This window comes from Shewanella aestuarii (assembly GCF_011765625.1).
Lineage (GTDB): Bacteria > Pseudomonadota > Gammaproteobacteria > Enterobacterales > Shewanellaceae > Shewanella > Shewanella aestuarii_A.
Genome location: NZ_CP050313.1, coordinates 3593174 through 3611160, shown reverse-complemented (window position 1 = coordinate 3611160; position 17987 = coordinate 3593174). Strand labels below are relative to the sequence as shown.

16 protein-coding genes and 1 pseudogene are annotated in these 17987 nt (G+C 41.3%); 9 read left to right on the top strand and 8 right to left on the bottom strand.

What is annotated here, in order from left to right; all coding sequences use genetic code 11:
• From lysA to HBH39_RS15735, 6 genes are all read left to right on the top strand, one after another.
• Complete coding sequence (lysA, locus tag HBH39_RS15760; RefSeq protein ID WP_167679617.1) at positions 1–1245, top strand: diaminopimelate decarboxylase; 1245 nt, start codon at positions 1–3, stop codon at positions 1243–1245.
• Between the two features lie 84 nt (positions 1246–1329).
• On the top strand, positions 1330–2157 hold the full coding sequence (gene dapF, locus HBH39_RS15755) for a diaminopimelate epimerase (RefSeq protein WP_167679616.1): 828 nt from the start codon (positions 1330–1332) through the stop codon (positions 2155–2157).
• A gap of 134 nt (positions 2158–2291) precedes the next feature.
• On the top strand, positions 2292–2921 hold the full coding sequence (locus tag HBH39_RS15750) for a DUF484 family protein (protein WP_244325814.1): 630 nt from the start codon (positions 2292–2294) through the stop codon (positions 2919–2921).
• Between the two features lie 33 nt (positions 2922–2954).
• A complete protein-coding gene (gene xerC, locus HBH39_RS15745; RefSeq protein WP_167679614.1) occupies positions 2955–3857 on the top strand; it encodes a tyrosine recombinase XerC in 903 nt (300 codons plus the stop codon).
• Positions 3854–4615, top strand: a complete 762-nt coding sequence (locus HBH39_RS15740; protein ID WP_432280125.1) for an HAD-IA family hydrolase — start codon at positions 3854–3856, stop codon at positions 4613–4615. Before xerC ends, HBH39_RS15740 begins: the two co-directional genes overlap by 4 nt.
• A 66-nt stretch (positions 4616–4681) precedes the next feature.
• Positions 4682–5173, top strand: coding sequence for an Sbal_3080 family lipoprotein (locus HBH39_RS15735; RefSeq protein ID WP_244325675.1), 492 nt, complete (start codon positions 4682–4684; stop codon positions 5171–5173).
• A 64-nt stretch (positions 5174–5237) separates the two neighbouring features.
• Here HBH39_RS15735 and HBH39_RS15730 read toward each other — a convergent pair whose 3' ends face one another.
• From HBH39_RS15730 to HBH39_RS15720, 3 genes are all read right to left on the bottom strand, one after another.
• Positions 5238–5750 (bottom strand): AlbA family DNA-binding domain-containing protein, encoded by a 513-nt coding sequence (locus HBH39_RS15730; protein ID WP_167679613.1) that lies wholly within the window; start codon positions 5748–5750, stop codon positions 5238–5240.
• Between the two features lie 130 nt (positions 5751–5880).
• A complete protein-coding gene (locus HBH39_RS15725) occupies positions 5881–6315 on the bottom strand; it encodes a DUF6691 family protein (protein ID WP_167679612.1) in 435 nt (144 codons plus the stop codon).
• Between the two features lies 1 nt (position 6316).
• Complete coding sequence (locus HBH39_RS15720) at positions 6317–6736, bottom strand: YeeE/YedE family protein (protein WP_167679611.1); 420 nt, start codon at positions 6734–6736, stop codon at positions 6317–6319.
• Between the two features lie 145 nt (positions 6737–6881).
• Between HBH39_RS15720 and HBH39_RS15715 the strand changes: the two genes are divergently transcribed.
• Complete coding sequence (locus HBH39_RS15715) at positions 6882–7406, top strand: DUF3087 domain-containing protein (protein WP_167679610.1); 525 nt, start codon at positions 6882–6884, stop codon at positions 7404–7406.
• A gap of 52 nt (positions 7407–7458) precedes the next feature.
• On the opposite strand, the gene HBH39_RS15710 is transcribed toward HBH39_RS15715, so the two are convergent.
• On the bottom strand, positions 7459–7881 hold the full coding sequence (locus tag HBH39_RS15710) for an organic hydroperoxide resistance protein (RefSeq protein WP_167679609.1): 423 nt from the start codon (positions 7879–7881) through the stop codon (positions 7459–7461).
• 182 nt (positions 7882–8063) lie between these two features.
• The gene (locus tag HBH39_RS15705) at positions 8064–9005 is read right to left on the bottom strand and encodes a LysR family transcriptional regulator (protein ID WP_167679608.1); all 942 of its coding nucleotides are present in this window, start codon (positions 9003–9005) and stop codon (positions 8064–8066) included.
• 439 nt (positions 9006–9444) lie between these two features.
• Here HBH39_RS15705 and HBH39_RS19995 point away from each other — a divergent pair, with 439 nt between their 5' ends.
• Entirely contained in the window at positions 9445–14478 is a 5034-nt protein-coding gene (locus HBH39_RS19995; protein WP_167679607.1) for a S8 family serine peptidase, read from the top strand.
• Between the two features lie 76 nt (positions 14479–14554).
• Here HBH39_RS19995 and HBH39_RS15695 read toward each other — a convergent pair whose 3' ends face one another.
• Both HBH39_RS15695 and HBH39_RS20155 read right to left on the bottom strand, forming a co-directional pair.
• A complete protein-coding gene (locus HBH39_RS15695) occupies positions 14555–15562 on the bottom strand; it encodes a class I SAM-dependent rRNA methyltransferase (RefSeq protein WP_167679606.1) in 1008 nt (335 codons plus the stop codon).
• A gap of 383 nt (positions 15563–15945) precedes the next feature.
• A pseudogene (locus HBH39_RS20155) lies at positions 15946–16029 on the bottom strand (transposase); the annotation flags it as partial.
• Between the two features lie 190 nt (positions 16030–16219).
• On the opposite strand from HBH39_RS20155, the gene HBH39_RS15685 reads away from it, so the two are divergent.
• Complete coding sequence (locus tag HBH39_RS15685; protein WP_167679605.1) at positions 16220–17404, top strand: RNA-guided endonuclease InsQ/TnpB family protein; 1185 nt, start codon at positions 16220–16222, stop codon at positions 17402–17404.
• Positions 17405–17507: 103 nt separating this feature from the next.
• Here HBH39_RS15685 and aroQ read toward each other — a convergent pair whose 3' ends face one another.
• A complete protein-coding gene (aroQ, locus tag HBH39_RS15680) occupies positions 17508–17948 on the bottom strand; it encodes a type II 3-dehydroquinate dehydratase (RefSeq protein ID WP_167679604.1) in 441 nt (146 codons plus the stop codon).
• Positions 17949–17987: the final 39 nt, after the last annotated feature.

Sequence of the window (17987 nt, the reverse complement as noted above, 5' to 3'; positions counted from 1 at the left end):
GTGGATTTTTTTACCTACCAAAATAATAAATTATTTGCTGAAGATTGTAATGTAGATGCGCTCGCTAAAAAACATGGCACGCCGCTTTATATTTATTCTCGTGCCACATTAGAGCGTCACTGGCACGCATTCGATAAAGCGGTTGCTGACCACCCTCATTTAATTTGTTATGCGGTTAAGGCTAATTCAAACCTTGGTGTATTAAATGCTTTGGCGCGTTTAGGCAGTGGTTTTGATATTGTGTCCGGCGGTGAGTTATCTCGGGTCATTCAAGCTGGCGGCGATCCTCAAAAAGTGGTGTTTTCAGGGGTGGGTAAAACCGTTGCTGAAATGGAGTTAGCCTTAAACTTGGGCATTTATTGTTTTAATGTTGAATCAAGCGCTGAGCTTGAGCAACTAAACGAAGTGGCCGGTAGAATAAATAAAGTTGCCCCAGTATCGCTACGTATTAATCCTGATGTCGATGCTGGTACTCATCCTTATATTTCAACCGGACTGAAAGAAAATAAGTTTGGTATTGCGATGGACGAAGCGGAGCAAGTGTTTGCTCGTGCTGCACAATTAGCGCATTTACAAGTTAAAGGGGTCGATTGTCACATTGGTTCGCAGCTAACTGAAATAAAACCCTTTTTAGATGCTATGGATCGCATGCTAGCCTTGATTGATAGGCTGGCTGAGCAAGGTATTGTGATTGAGCATTTCGATGTAGGTGGTGGTTTAGGCGTACCTTACAATGATGAAACGCCTCCACATCCTGATGCGTATGCAGCGGCTTTAGTTGAGCGTTTGGGCAACAGACCATTAAAACTCATTTTTGAACCTGGTCGTGCCATTGCTGCTAATGCGGGTATCTTTGTGACCGAAGTTTTATACCTTAAAGAAAACAGCGATAAGCGCTTTGCGATTGTTGATGGAGCAATGAATGACCTTATTCGACCATCACTTTATAGCGCATGGCAAAATATTATTCCGGTACAGCAAACTGACGGGCAAACCTATGCCTACGATGTGGTTGGCCCTGTGTGTGAAACCGGTGACTTTTTAGGAAAAGATCGCCAGTTGTCGGTCAAAAAAGGTGACTTGCTTGCTGTACGTTCAAGTGGCGCGTATGGCTTTGTTATGTCATCAAACTATAACTCTCGTCCTCGTGTGGCAGAGGTTATGGTTGACGGTGACAAAGATGTGTTAGTTCGAGAGCGTGAAACACTTGCACAGTTGTGGCAAGGTGAACACTTACTCCCTTAAAATACCTCAAAAACTGGTACAAGCCTCTGTGGTAAGTTTACTCAATATCACAGAGGATATAATAAGTTTGATAAGGAAATTCCCTTGATTCAATTTACAAAAATGCATGGGCTAGGCAACGACTTTATGGTGGTTGATGGCGTGACTCAAAATGTATTTTTTTCGCCGGACCAAATCCGTCGTTTGGCCGACCGTAACTTTGGTATTGGTTTTGACCAATTATTGTTGGTGGAGCCGCCTTACAATCCAGACTTAGATTTTCATTATCGTATTTTTAATGCTGACGGCACTGAGGTTGAGCAGTGCGGCAATGGCGCACGTTGCTTTGCTCGATTTGTCCGTAATAAAGGCTTAACCAATAAAAATAAAATCCGCGTTAGTACCAGTTCGGGCAAAATTACTTTACGGGTAGAGCGTGACGGCAATGTTACGGTGAACATGGGCGTGCCTATTACTGAGCCATCCCAAATTCCGTTTAAAGCTAAAAAGAGTGAAAAAACCTATTTATTGCAAACGCCAATACAGACATTTTTATGCGGTGCGATTTCTATGGGGAATCCTCATTGTGTGTTGGAAGTGGAAGATGTTGATTTTGCGGCAGTTGAAGAGATAGGTTCAATGTTGACCAATCACGAACGTTTCCCTAAAGGGGTTAACGTTGGTTTTATGCAAGTTGTCAGCTCAAGCCACATTAAGCTAAGAGTATACGAGCGTGGCGCTGCAGAAACCTTAGCCTGTGGCACAGGCGCCTGCGCAGCAGCAGCGGTTGGTCAGTTGCAAAATAAGCTTGAAAAACAAGTGCGAGTAGACCTTCCTGGTGGCACATTAATCATTAATTGGGAAGGCGAAGGCAAACCGCTATGGATGACAGGCCCGGCAGAACATGTATATGATGGTCAAATTCAACTGTAATTTTCACTAACAGACGATAAGTAGTTTTTATGAGCGATATAACCTCGGTAACCGATGCAGTCTTAACTAATGACATGATGACTGTTGAACATGGTTCAAGTATGGATGCCCTTGGCAGTGATTTAAGTGCTGAAATGTTAGCGCATCTTAGTCATCAAGTGCTTGATGAATCATTAGTCAGAGATTACCTGTTAGATAATCCAGAGTTTTTTAATCGTCATCCTGAATTACTTGTCGCAATGCGAATGAGTCATCATGAACGCGGTACTGTATCTTTAGTTGAGCGTCGCCAAGAAATTCTGCGTCAGCGGGTAAGCCAGTTAGAAGAAGAAATTACTGCATTAATGAATGTCGCTAAACAAAATGAGCGGATATTTTTATTTAACAATGAGTTATCATTCAAACTGCTTGCTTGCCAAGAGTTAGGTGAAGCACGCCAATTGCTTTCAGAAGGGTTAAAGTCTGAATTTGGCTTTACTCATGTCCGATTAATTACGGTACATGACATTGATAACGAATTAGCCAACATTTGGCGCAATCGTATTCATAGCGGTTATTATTTTGGTCGTTTAACTCAATCAGAATCTAAGCGATTATTTGGTAGTGAGGTGGGCTCTGTGGCGCTGACCCGATTATCAGATGATAACGGTCAGGTGATTTTTGCCATTGCCAGTGCCGATCCCGCCCATTTTCATCCGGGGATGGATTCGTTGTTGTTTAGTCAATTACAACGGCTACTCGATCATATATTACCGAAGTTTTAAACGCCTTTTCATGTCACAGTAGGAGTTGTCACGATGGCAAAAACGGATTGGGTTGCCGCGTTTATACAATACCTTACTTCAGAACGGCAATTATCAGCTTACACTACTCGTAATTATGTGTTTGAGCTCAATCGTGCTCAAGCCCTGTTGCATAATGATGTTTTGTTGCAAGACGCTAGCCGTGAGCAACTGCAAGCTGTGTTGGCTAAATTGCACCGCCAAGGGCTTAGCCCTCGAAGTATTTCCTTATGTTTATCAGCCTTAAAGCAGTTTTATGCATTTTTATTGCGGGGTAACAACATAACGATTAATCCCGCAAAAAATCTGAGTGCACCTAAGCAAAATAAACCCCTACCTAAAAATATGGATGTAGATGCAGTTAGTCATTTACTCGATATTGATATAAATGATCCCTTAGCCGTGCGTGATAAAGCGATTATGGAGCTGTTTTATTCTAGCGGTTTACGTTTAGCTGAGCTTGCAGGGCTAAATTGTGCAGATATTCAGTTAGACAATGCTGAAGTTAAAGTGCTGGGTAAAGGGGATAAGCAGCGTGTGGTACCGATTGGGAAACTTGCAATGCAAGCCTTAGCGCAGTGGCTTAAAGCTCGGCAACAAATGTCAACCCTTGATGCTGGTGATGCGTTATTTGTCAGTAATCAGGGTAAGCGATTATCCCATCGCAGTATTCAAGCGCGGATGAATAAATGGGGGCAGCAACAGGCATTATCAGTAAAAGTGCATCCGCATAAATTAAGACATTCATTTGCAACCCATATGCTGGAATCAAGTGCAGATTTACGTGCAGTACAAGAATTATTGGGCCATGCTAACTTATCAACCACCCAAATTTATACCAGCTTAGACTTTCAGCATTTAGCGAAAGTGTATGATGGTGCTCACCCAAGGGCCAAAAAAGGCAAGGAGAATGGATGATGCAAACCAGTCATTATCAAGCTGCAAGATTAGTCCAATATCAAAGGTTAAAGCCATTTAAAGCCATAAGTTTTGATTTAGATGACACGCTTTATAATAATCGTCCTATTATCGAAAATGCGGTTGCCGCATCGTTTGCATTACTTAATCAAGCATATCCCAAAACCTTAAGTTGGAGTGCCCATGATTGGCAGACTTGTAAATTGGAACTATGTCAGCAGATGCCCGAGCTGAATCATGATACCAGCGCTGCGCGTTATGCCACGTTACGACAAGGTTTAGTGCAATTAGGTTACTGTGAGATTGAAGCCAGTAAAGGTGCCCAATTGGCGATGGAATGCTTTCAGTTTCATCGCAGCGATTTTAGTATTGATGCTGAAGTGCTAGCGGTGCTTGAAAAGCTCGGTGCTCACTATCCGCTAATTGGCATTACCAATGGCAATGTGGATGCAAGTCGCATTGGTTTAGATAAGCTGATGAAATTTGTGTTGCATCCGGGGCACGGCATAAAAATGAAGCCCGCTCAAGATATGTTTAAGTTAGCCTGTCGACAATTAGATATTGATGCTTCGCAGTTATTGCATATAGGCGATCATCCAGTATCGGATATTGTTGGAGCGAAAATGGCGGGTTGTCAAACCGTTTGGTTAAATCCATGCCAGCAAGATAGGTTTAAAGAGGTCTCCTCATTATTGCCTTGTGTGGAGATTTCCAAGTTAAATCAGTTAGAAAGCTTTTGTTGTGGTAATGTTGATTAACGTTAATTGTTGTGATTTAATCAATATTGTAAATGCTAGGAAAATCAAATAATTCAAGGAAGATACATGAAAACAAAATTTAAATTTAGCATGTTAATGATTTTATCTATTTTAAGTTTATCAGCATGTTCAATTAAACAGAAAATTGATCCTATAGAAGTGACAAGTTCTACAGAAGTTTGCATTGTTGAAAACAAAGATGTAAGACAAGGGTTTTTAGAAGAGTTTAAAAAGGTGCTCCAGCAGAAAAAAATAAAGTATCGTTTAATTCAGGAGTTGGATGCGCAAAATGGTTGCGAGTGGACAGCTACATATACTGCAAATTGGGCTTGGGATTTAGCGCTGTATATGGTGTATGCTGAAATAAAAGTTTTTCATCAAGGTCGGTTGGATGGTGAAGCTATATATGACGCTCGTATGGGTGGTGCAAATATGAATAAGTTTATCGATGCAGAGCCAAAGATTAGAGAGCTTGTTGAGCAGTTGATGCAGCAAAAACAAGTAAGTAATAAACTAGATGGTGTGAGTCCATTTAATCAATATAAGATTGCGATTTAAGATTTAGATTATTTAGAATGTCAGTAAGTCGTTAAAGGTTTACTGACATCTTCTTTTGGTTTAATTAAGATTTATTCTTAGGTTTGAGCAGTAATCCTGCTCGCTTGTTCATATTATCAACCTGTTCTTTACTTGCTCGCATATCAGCATCACCGACTCTGAAGTAGGTGCCTGTGTAGGGATCTGGGCCGATGAAAATGGGTCTGAGTTTGACATCCACTTCGGGTACATGAATACGAATAAGCTTTTTATTCAATATTTCAATAATTTGTACATCGGTGGGTGACAATATGTTGTGACTCACCTTTTGTGGGTCGTGTAATATTTTCCAGATATCACTCAGCATTGGAATGGGGTTTACTATGCCTTCAATGGTAAACTCACCCTGGTGTTCTTTTACCCCTAAAATGATTTCACCGCCTAAGGTATTGGCAAAGGCGCTGTAGGTTTCCCACATATCCTCTGGTATTTTGCCATTCCCATCACGGCCACTGGCCAGTTTAAACTCAACTTGAGCCGATTCACGTAAATTGGCAATATCATCTAATGCGAATGTGGGGTAATGATGTGTTGTCATATTGGTTAAGCACAATAAGTGGGTCTTTTAAGGGTAAGAAACAATGGCATAAAAAGAAAGCGGGTGAGTTGTATTTCACAATGAAACTCATCCGCCATCGTCGATGCTGAGATAGACTTTGTGCTTATCGTTAGCGCTGACTTAAGGCTCTTGCGCAAAACATACCTACTAGCATGGCCACAACAAAGCCAATGAATTTAGCGTCTACGCTGACTAAGTTTACAATCGCTGGGCCAGGGCAAATACCCACGAATCCCCAACCTAAACCAAATAAACATGCACCCGTAATCAGTTTTTTATCAATATGTTTTTTAGTAGGCAAAAAGAAACTTTCGTCAAAAAGAGGTTTAGATTTAGGTTTAACTAACAAAGCAAAACCAATACCAAATACGCCAAGACCGCCGCCCATTACTAAGGCTAGACTTGGATCCCACTGACCAAAAAAATCTAAAAAATTAAGTACTTTATTGGTGTCTACCATTTGTGACACTATTAGCCCTAAACCAAATAAACTACCTGAAATAAAAGCCACTAACCCATGTAATGAGAGCAATTGTTTTTTCATCTTAAGCTCCCACTATATGACGGCTAACAAACACCACAATCGTGGCAACTAACATAAAGATCAGCGTAGCCACTATTGAGCGAAGCGATAATCGACCTATTCCACAAATACCATGACCACTGGTACAACCCGCGCCAATATACGTGCCAAAACCTACTAAAAAACCGCCAATTAACGTGAGCGGCCAGCTTGCAGTTAACATTGTTGGCATCGACAAATTAAGCCAAGGGGCAATTAAGCCGCTGAGAATTAAACCGCCAATAAATGCCCAGCGCCAAAATGCATTTTGTCCTGTACTCATAACACCGCTAATAATACCGGATATACCAGCCAACCGGCCGTTTAATATCAATAGTAACAATGCGGCAAAACCTAATATTGCGCCGCCGATAAGGGCGCTAATGGGAGTGAATTCGGTCATAATTTCCACAAATTTGATTTGAAATAATAAAGGCAAACACAATAACCACAGTTTACCATAAGCTTATATAAATGAAGATTAATGTGTGTTTAACTTGATGCAGTTATACTAGCGAAAAATTATTTAGAGATACTGAGTAAGGTAAATGAAATTAGTACAGGTTGATAAAGTTCAATATCGCAAGATGACCAATCAAGTGCAGTTTGGCTTAATTGCCATTTTGGCAGTTTCGTCGCTTGCATTTGGGCAGCTATTAATTGCATTTTTAGGGGCTCCGCCGGTTGCTAGTGGTGAGTCTACAGGTAATTTTTACCTAAACTTTGGCGGCGTCATCTTGGGTTTGATGCTGTGTACTTTAGTGGTAAAGCATGGGCGTAAAAAGCCGCAATTTGCTGATGTTTATTATGTTTGGCAGTTAAAACAACTGCAAAATAAAATTTATCGTAAACTTAATGCGGTGCAGCAAGCGGCCAGTGATAATGATACAAAGGCTGTGACTATTTTATTGTTTTATTACCAAAGTCTCGCCTTAGTGTACCAACTAGACAACAATACCCTGACCCTATCAGATGTAAACCGTGAGTTAGCTAAATTAAATCAGCAAATTGAAACCAACGGCCTAGTTTGTGATATTGATGATTTTCGTAGTGACTGGCTAACAGAATATTAATATTGATGTTTATACAAAAAACGCCAAACAGCATTGTTTGGCGTTTTTTTTATTAAATTTGACTGCCATTAACCGTTAGTTGCACATCGATATTCCCGCGTACCGCATTTGAATAAGGACACACTTGATGAGCCGTTTTTACTAACTGCTCAGCATCTGCTTGAGGTAAATCAAGCTTCACAGCTAGTGCAACTGTTAATGCAAAACCGCCCGATGTATTTGGGCCAATTCCTACCGTTGCCGTGGTGGGAGCAGACTTAATCGCTACTTTTCCTTGTTGGGCAACGTGTAAAATCGCATTCGAAAAACAGGCCGCGTAACCTGCAGCAAATAATTGCTCTGGGTTTGTGTGTTCACCACTGCCGCCCATTTCTTTTGGGTAACTTAACCCCAAATCTAATTTTTTGTCATCTGTCGTCACTTGGCCATTACGACCAGCTAAAGCCGTTGCAGATGTTTTGTATAGTGTTGTCATAAGAACCTCATAATAAGAAATTAATTTAAGTTGTACACAATCTAATTGGGTGCACTTTACCCTGTGCTATATTTAAATGCAACTAAGTTGTACGCAATTTAATTTGTTGTTGATGCGGCATCATGTGAAATCTGCTCGGCAGACTTCACTTAATATGGTTAAAAAGAGAGGTAAAAAGTGAGTTAGGCAATTTGCATATTGGCAGGGGTCAGCTCATTAACAGATTGAGCGCGCTGCATTAAAAAACTGATAAAAGTCTGTAGTGACTGACTTTGTGCTTTATCAGCTAAGCTAACAATGCTAAATCTGGCATTAAGTTTTGGCATCAGTTGCGGACTAAGTTGTACTAAGGTGCCAGCATTTAACTCATCGCGTACAGCGATTTCAGGGGTGAGGGCAACCAGTTCGGAATTGCAGATAGAATCCTTTATGGCATGGAACTGTTCAAAACGCACCAAACCAGCAAAATCTTCACGGTGCAATTCAAATAAGTCGTCAAATTGGTTCGCAATATTGATGGGTAGATGTCTTGGAATAGCGAGTGGGTAGTCGCGAAATGTTGTCAGATAAAGTCTTGGAAGTTTGGTCAGCGGGTGATCAGGGCGGCAACAGAAGATGACTGGAAAAGGTGGTAACTCAATAATATTGAAGTTTAGGTTGCTATCAAGGTCTGTTAAGCGAGATTCAGCTACAAATACGTCAAGTTCGCCCTCTAATAATTGCTCTGATAATGATTGCCAGCCAGCGACTTTTAAATCTAATGTCATATTCGGTTTAGCTCGAATGTACTCTCCCAATACGGGGCCGACTAAACTGTTTGATGGAATAGGGCTAGCGCCTATTTTTATTTCAAGTTCATTGTCACCATGAAAACAGGCTAGCTGTTGTAGTAATTTGTCGTGCTCGTTGAGAATGGCTTGGCAATGTTTAAGAGTCATCATGCCTAAAGGCGTAATAGCCATATTTTTTGAATCACGATCAAATAACTTACCGCCAACTATAGATTCTAATTTTTGAATGCTTCTAGACAGTGATGGCTGAGTGATATTTAATTTTTTGGCGGCACGATTGAAGTGTTGAAATTCAGCTAGGGTTACAAAATGCTTAATGTTACGTAATTCCATATTTTCTCATGCCTTACTTAATCAGTTTTTATTTGTTCCAATTTGGGAACAATTGTTATTATTTTTTCAAAACAAAACTGTTTTTCTGTCGTTAATTGCACCAAAAACTGGTTTTATATTGTTAAATCAAGGTGCCTGATAGTGTCGTCCAGTATTATTGTTGACATGTTTCATTTTGTAACTCAGACCCTTGATTGTAAACGCATCCAGCCATTATTAATCTCTTATATTGATTATTTTTATATCTAATAAAAATCAAGTCTCTGTTTTGTATTGTTATTTTGTTTTTGCGGTTTGTTGCAGTATAGGTGGTGTATACGTATTAGCTATAGTTCGATGCATTAAATGAATTAGCCCTTATGCCCAATAAGCGTTACATATGGGTGTGACAAATTTGTTAACAGTTTGTGCATTCAGACATTGATTATAAGGCAAGACAATGAAACTAAAAAAAGTACATATAATGACCCTGGCGGCCATTTATGCCGGTGCTGCAGGAGCAAGTGCTGTCAGTACAGATACAGGTAATTCATACTCCGCAAATATAAAGCCAATCGTGATCACCGATGCGATAAAAAAATACAACGATAATAAGCACAAAGATCGTGTGTCAGGTGAAGTAATAGCTGAATCTCGAAATAGTAACGGCCGTAACGTTCATCGTGCTATTTCAAGTGCTGACAGAAAAGTTCCTTTTGTTTATGAAGATAATATTGTCGGTGAGCAAACTTACATTATTCAATTATCGGACAAACCTGTTTCTTTATATAAAGGTGGTGTCGCAGGATTAAATGCAACTTCACCTAGAGTAAATAAACTTCCGGCTGCTTTAAGCCCACAACTGCATGATAAAGTTGATTTAAACAGCAGTGACGTGCGTTCTTATCGTAGTTATCTTGCTGACAAACAAGCCGGTATTACCTCTCAAATTTCTAGCTTAGTCGGCAACGCTAAAACCATCGCGAACTATCAACTTGCTTTTAACGGTATGTCGATGCGTATGACCCAAGAACAAGCTGCTCGTGTTGCTGACTTGGATGGTGTGGTTAGCGTAACTCGGGAAATCATTTATCAACTACAAACTGATGTAGGCCCGCAACATATTGGGGCTGACAAGTTTTGGACTGGTGAAGTAACTGGTGAAGCCTTCACTGGTAAAGGGATTGTTGTTGGTGTGCTAGATACTGGTATTAACTCTGACCACGTCTCATTTGCGGCTCAAGGTGATGATGGTTATGTGCATCAATTACCATCACGTTATACAGGCTACATAGGTGACTGCGAACTTGAAGAGTTTGCCGGCATGTGTAATGACAAGTTAATCGGTGTACGTTCTTATCCAGTGATTACCGACACTTATAGTGATGCAAGTTTTCAGCCTGATAAGGGGTGGTGGGAAATCGATGGACCGCTAAGACCTGCAAACGGCGAAGATTATAACGGCCATGGGTCGCACACCGCTTCTACTGCTGCTGGTAATATATTATTAGATCGTACATACATGGTGCCAGATGTTGGCGTAACCAGTGACGGTAAAGAAACCAATTTAGTACTGCCGCGTATGTCAGGTGTCGCACCACATGCTAACGTGATCATGTATCAAGTTTGTCATCCAGGGGATGGTAGCTTTAATAACTTTACAGGTTGTCCTGGTTCTGCACTACTTGCCGGTATTGAAGATGCCATTGCTGACGGTGTTGATGTTGTTAACTATTCAATTGGAACAGCTTACGGTGCTTTCCCTTGGGAAGACCCAATGGAAATGGCATTTTTAGCTGCACGTGAAGCCGGTATTTCGGTATCTGCATCTGCGGGTAACTCGTTTGACCCATCGCAAGCTGCTCAACGTCGTGGTGCTATTGACCATCTATCGCCTTGGGTGACCTCTGTTGCGGCAACCACTCATACTCGTGAATTCAGTGTAGAAGGCAAGATGCTAACTGGCGCAACTGGCGGTGAGCAGGAGCTACCAGAGCTTGTTGGTGGCGGTATCTCAGAAGGCTATACAGGTCCTGTGGTTGAGGCTAAAGCATACGGCTGGCAATATGAGAAGTGTAATGATCCATTCCCAGCTGGATTTTTCGATAACTCTCCAGAGGGTATACCTTACGACACCGCGCCTATCGTAGTGTGTAAGCGTGGCGACATTGCCCGTGTTCAAAAAGCCATTAACGTTGCTGAAGGTGGCGCTGGTGGTTTCATTTTACGTAATGCGAGTGCAAACGAGTCGGTTAATAATGATCCTTATGTGATACCAGGTATTCACTTGCCTTACAGTGGTTACTACGGTGATGCATCAACCAACTGGTTTGGTTTATCACGTTGGTTATCTAGAGGGACCGACCATCAACTAACCATCACCCCATCAAATGTGGTGACCAAAGAGCGTGTTGCTAATACTTTGGCTGACTTCTCATCACGTGGCCATAACTTCGATAACCCAGAAGTGATGTCACCTAATCTTGCTGCGCCTGGCGTTGATATTTATGCGGCATGGGCTGATGATATGCCATTTTCTGGCGTAGGTGTGCCAGGCGATTTTAACAGTATCAGCGGTACTTCTATGGCTGCGCCACATGTTGCTGGTGCTATGGCATTGTTAAAGCAAGCTCAGCCAAGCTGGACCCCTGCACAAATTCAGTCGGCATTAATGATGACGGCTAATTTAAGCGACGTGACTCGCACAGTCGAAACCTACCCATTTGTTGACATAGAGCCAGCAGGCTTTAGCGATGCAGGTAGTGGTGTGATTAACGTTGCACGAGCTTATAAAGCCGGCTTAGTGATGGATGAAACCGGTGATAACTATCGTGCGGCTAACCCTAAAAATGGTGGCACAGTTAATACCCTAAACGTACCGTATTTTTACAATGAAAGCTGTAGTGGCACTTGTACCATGATGCGTACCTTCACGGCCACAGCTGATGGTAGCTGGACAGTTGATGCACAGTCATTAGCGATGGACGGTGCAGACATGTTATCGCTTGAAGTATCACCCAAGACATTTAGTCTTCGTAAAGGTGAAACTCAGGCCATCATGCTGACAGCTAAAGTATTAGAAGTACAAGCGCCAGGTGCTGATTCATCATCATTACGCTTATTAGGTGATGTGGTTATCACTCCTGACAACGCAGATATGCCAATGCAGCACTTACCTGTAAGCATTCGCTATAGCGGAACAAGTATGCCTGAAAACGTGATGGGTAAAATCCATCGTCAGCAAGGTCATATTTTAACGCCTGAAATTCACAGTGAAGAAATTCAAACCTTCAACAGCCGTGTCAATGGGTTAGTTAAAGCTGAATTGTTTAATGTGAACATGCAACGAAGTGACGTGCGTAACCTCGATAGTACAGCTCAATCACGTATCGATGATGGCCAAGTGGTTAACTTTTTTGAAGTACCAGAAGGCACTAAGCGTATTGTGTGGGAAGTGATTAAAGCTGACTATAATGCTTACGCATCAATTGATATTGGCATGGACGTTAATAACGATGGTGACATCCAATGGGATGAGGAAGCCATTTGTTACTCACGCATTGATAACAATGATTACTGTGCTATCAATAATCCAACGCCAGGCACCTACTGGGTTTATGGTTCAAACTATAAATATACCTATGAAGATGAGGCTAATTTAGCCGATAACATGGTTTTTGCATTAGCCATTATTGGTGATGATAACTCTGGTAATCTAACAGCGGTTGGTCCTGATTCTTCAAATGGTATTGATCCATATCGTGTGCAACTCAATTATGATTTAGCCGATGCGCAGGAAGGCGATGTTTACTATGGTTACGTGGGTATTGGTAGCGATAGCTATAACGATGATAATCTGGGGTATATTCCAGTTCAGCTTGTTCATAGCGGAGCAGATACCACCATTGAAGCAAGCCAAACAAGTGCTAAAACTGGCGATATAGTTAACTTCGAAGTGTCTTTAGCGCCTAATTTATTGGGTGGTGAGCGTCAACTAACCTTAAACACTGAACTCGCTTCAGGGTTCCAGTTGCTAGAAGACAGCATTAAAGTTGCCGGCTTACCTCAATACGCTGAAGATATGACAATTGACGGTAACACTATCAGCTTTAATACAATGCAGCCATCGTCAGCGGATGTGCGTCGTCATTATGTATTTACTACCAGTGTGGAAGATGCGACGTGTCGTATTCCTGCACAGATGCAAGAAGGTAGTGACACTTATGTCGATATTCCTTCACAGTATGGTTTTGGAGACTTAGGTTTAACAGGTTGGTCTAATCAATATCTGAGTATCCCAATGTCATCTAATGGCTTACCTCATGTGCCTTTATATGGTGCAGAGCAAGATATGCTGCATGACTTGTTAGAAATTTCACCATTTGGTTATGTGAAGTTTGATGAAATGCCAGATTTCTACAACTATCACTTTGAATTTAATGATGAATTTCAAAACTTCCCTGACACCATCGTTGCCCCATTATGGCGTGGTGATGTCATGATGCCAGAAGTGGCATTCCGTGAAGATATTGGTGCGGTAACCAACCGAGTATATGGCGCGGTAATTGATGACTACTACGTGTTCCAGTGGAAAGGCGGTCAAGAACTTTATAACCGTTTTACTGGTAACCGTAACCCAGACCCATCAGCTTACTTTGATGTTGAAACCATTATCTCAACTAAGCTAGATTTTGCACCAGGTGCCCATGAAATCATGTTTGGTTATCAAGCAATTAAAACAGCTAACGCACACTTTGGTTCAATTGGTCTCCACGGTTATTACGGTGAACGTGGTACCTTTGGCCCTGTTGAAGGTTGGTTGAATGATGGCTTTGCATATAACAATGTCGATGAAAAAGTAGCGGAAGGCATGCTAGTTTGTGCTGACTATCAAGGTCCTGAAAGTTCAGGCTTAACCTTAAGTTTCTCTGCTCGTGTATCTGCAGCGGCAGTTGGTGTTGATAATGCGGTCACTGTTACTAGCCAATATGCTGACTCTGAGTTAGTGACGGTAAGTCAAAGCGTATTATCGCCAAGTAACATTCAAGTGGCAGGTTTTGCTGATCAAACTATGAATGAGAACACTTCTATTACTTTAGATGTTGTTTATTCAGACCTTAAAGCAACTGTTAACGGCATTATGGTTGCAGGTGATAACATCTCAGCCGCCGTTGAAGGTAATAGCATTACTATTACTCCAGATGCTGATTGGTATGGTGAAACCATGGTAACGGTTACTGTGCATGATATGGCTTACCCATCTGATCAAGCGTCAACTACCTTCTTGTTAACGGTAGCGTCAGATGGTATCGAAAATGGTTGTACTGATCCAAGTGCGACTAACTATGATGCAAACGCCAATACTGATGATGGGTCATGTACCTTCCCGCCAGAAGTGGTTGAAAAGAAAAAGTCTACAAGTGGTGGTAGCTTAGGCTTCCTAGCATTAGGTGTATTAGGATTGATGGCAGGACGTCGTCGTAAAGTTCACTAATTACTAAGCATGTTAAGTAAATAACACCTATAAGAAGGCCCTCATCCGAGGGCCTTCTTTTTTGTGACAATTATTATTAATCGATGGTTAACGCGACAATTTTTAATGGATGATTTTCATCAAATGCAGGAAAGTCTTGATGACAATCTAACCATTCAAAATGGGTCACATCACGGCCTTGTTTTTTAACACATCTGACTAAGCTATCAAACCAAGTTTGTCGTTCAACTTTAGCCACATTATTACAGCACACTATGGTGCCACCAGCTTTAGTGGCTAACATGGCAGGTTTAAATAGACCTTGATAATCGTTAATTAAATCTACTGTGCCAAAAGCGCTTTTGGCAAACCGAGGTGGGTCTAGAAACACCATATCAAACTGGTTTTTTGCTAACTTGGGGTATTTAGGTAATTTTTGATTACGACGCCCACCCACTGGTAAGCCTGCTAATTGCCTGACTGCGGGAAAAGCATCGCTTTGGATAAATTCACACACTGCGCCTACTTGATTCAAAATAGCATTTTTTTTACCCGCATCTAATGCAAATGATGAAAAGTCGATATTCATTACCCTTGACGCACCACCGACCGCAGCAGCTGTACCAATCCCGCAAGTATATGAAAACAAATTGAGAACGGTTTTATCCTGGCTATGTTTTTTGATGTACTCACGGCCAATACGCATATCTAAAAATAGCAGAGGGTCTTGCCCTTCATGACGAAGTTTTGAGGTAAATGCAATGCCATTTTCATGAAAAACTTGCTCAGATTCCGCAAAGGCTTGAGTGTCATCTTCAAGTAAATTTACTACTCGTGAGTTTTTATGTGAACGATCGTTGTACACCATTGGGAAATCAGCATGTTTAGAAAGTTCTGTGCGAATCTCAGCTAATTGTTCGGTTGATAAAGCGTGATGGAAAGTTTGCACCAACCAGGCGTCACCATAGCGATCAATATTGAGTCCGGTTTCACCTTCAACTGTGCCGTGAAATACTCGATAACAATCTGTTTGATCGCGCTTGGCTTGTTTAAAAAATTCAGCGCGTTGCTTGAACGCATTCGCGAGAGAGGACTGTAATGACATAATGGTGCTCGTTAGCATTTGAAGGGAGAAGCGAGATTATATCAAGCTTTAGCTGTTTTGTGGGTATTGGTTGCTCATTCCTATTTAGCAGAAACCTTTAAATTATTTAAAATAATAGACTCAGACAATTAGAGCTTTGAGTCATCAGTATCAAATTTTTGGCCATCGAACTTAACATGATGCGACAGCGTCCACATATCCCGTCCCCGCAACAAGTAGATGACAACACAAAATTATTATCACCTAGACCGTTCAACAGATTTGCATGGCTGTAAAACGTCAGTTGGCCCAAACCTTCTTATAGGACAATGCTGTTTTATCGAATCTGTCGAGAAAACCCGGTGATCCGAGCGAAGCGAAAGTCGCGGGGATGAATCGATAAATTAAACTTTCTCTTGGATATATTTTCGAATTGTATCAACGGAAATATTGCCTACTGAGCAAACGAAATATCCGTCAGACCAGAAAGAGTTATCTGTCCAACTGCTTTACAAATTCTCCGGCATCACTCTAAGAAGTTATTTTCAATATTTAACGACTAAAATCAAATGTAGAGTGATTAGATACTTACAATGTGAGTTGGTTTGGTATTCCACTTGATAACCCCTGTTTACACAGTAGTCTATACAGTATCCTGCGCAGTGGTATATACAGTGTATGAAAAAAACACTCAGATACAACTTTAGGCTTAAGCCGACAGTAGAGCAAGAAGCCAAACTCGCTGAGTTTGGGGCATACGCCCGTGGCGTATGGAACTTGTTGTTATCTGAAAATGTGCGTCGATATCGATATGATAAAACGTTTTTGTTTTACGACGAAATGGCTGGGCTGCTCCGTGACTTGAAAAAGTTCGATGAGTTTTCATGGCTTAAAGCTTTTGATTCTGCGGCTTCTCAGCAGGTAGCTCGTGACCTTGATACAGCACTAAAAAATTCCTCTAACAAAGGCCGAGCTCAGCAATTTCCGACTTTCAAAATTAGCTTTAAACTGAAAAGACTTCACGACGATAGCTTTCGATGTGTCAATAATAACGACTGCATCCGCATTGAAAAAGGCGCGATTAGCATTCCGAAAGTTGGCAAAATACCAATTGTTTTACACCGAAAATTAGCCAGCAAAATTAAGACGGCAACTGTCAAAATGCGCCACGGAAACTGGTATGTATCACTGACTCAAGAAGTTGAGTGTAAGAGCGCAAAACAAGTTTTATCAACGCTTGTGGGATATGACATTAATAGCCAATACACTGTTGTTGGCTCAAATGGTTGGTACGTTAAAAACCCGAAAGCTTTCAAGAAAGCATCCTCAAAATTAAAACAAATTCAAGTCCAGTTGAGTCGCCGAACGAAAGGCTCAAATCGCTGGCAAAAAAGCAAATCTCGTTTAAATAAACTTCACGGAAAAATCTCTCGCCAGCGCTTAGCGTTTGCTCACGAAGTATCATGTTCGATAGCCAAGAGCAGTGATATTATAGTGTTTGAGGATTTGAACGTGAAAGGAATGCAGCAATTTAACGGTCAGATGGTTAACGATAATGTGATGGGGTTAATCACGGAGTTAACCAAATACAAGGCTGAATTGAATGGCGCTGTTTACCATGAAATAGGTCGATACGTGAAATCGTCAGGCATTTGTAGCGAATGTGGACACGAACATAAATTCGATTTAAGTGTGCGAGAATTTTCCTGTGAAAGATGCAAAGCAATGCAGTGCAGAGATTTGGCCGCTGCTAAATCTGTTGCAGATACAGGCGAAAAAGATTTAATGGCGAGTGGGATACTTGTCAGGGCGCTGCCCAAATCTCAGCAGAAATCACCTCCTAAAACGAAAGTCTTTGAGTGATCAGAGTTTGGTGTGGGAACTGAGAAAAAAGAAGCAACCTAGTCGTCAAAAAACTAGATTGCAGAAGCCCCGTGATCAAAGCGAAGCGATGTCGCGGGGTTGTTCACTGTTGAAGATGCTTTAACGCTGCTTGCATGGCGAACTGATAACCTTGTGCACCTAAACCGCAAATCACGCCTACGGCTTTATCTGATAAAAATGAGTGATGACGGAATGGCTCGCGAGCATGCACATTAGATAAATGTACTTCAATAAAGGGAATGGCTACGCCTAATAATGCATCGCGAATGGCAACACTGGTGTGGGTAAAGGCGGCAGGATTGATAATAATAAACTGTGCGTCAGTGGCATGAATAGCGTTAATAATTTCAAATTCAGCATTGGATTGAATATGTTCAAAATCAATTCCCGCATTTTGTGCTATTTGCTGCACATCATCTACGATAGTCGCTAATGTTTGATGACCATAAAGCCCTGGCTCTCGACGGCCGAGTAAATTTAAGTTAGGTCCATTAATTAATAATACTTTGACAGCTTGGCTCATGGGCGTCTCTTTTTGAAGAATAATGTTTTATTGAGTTTT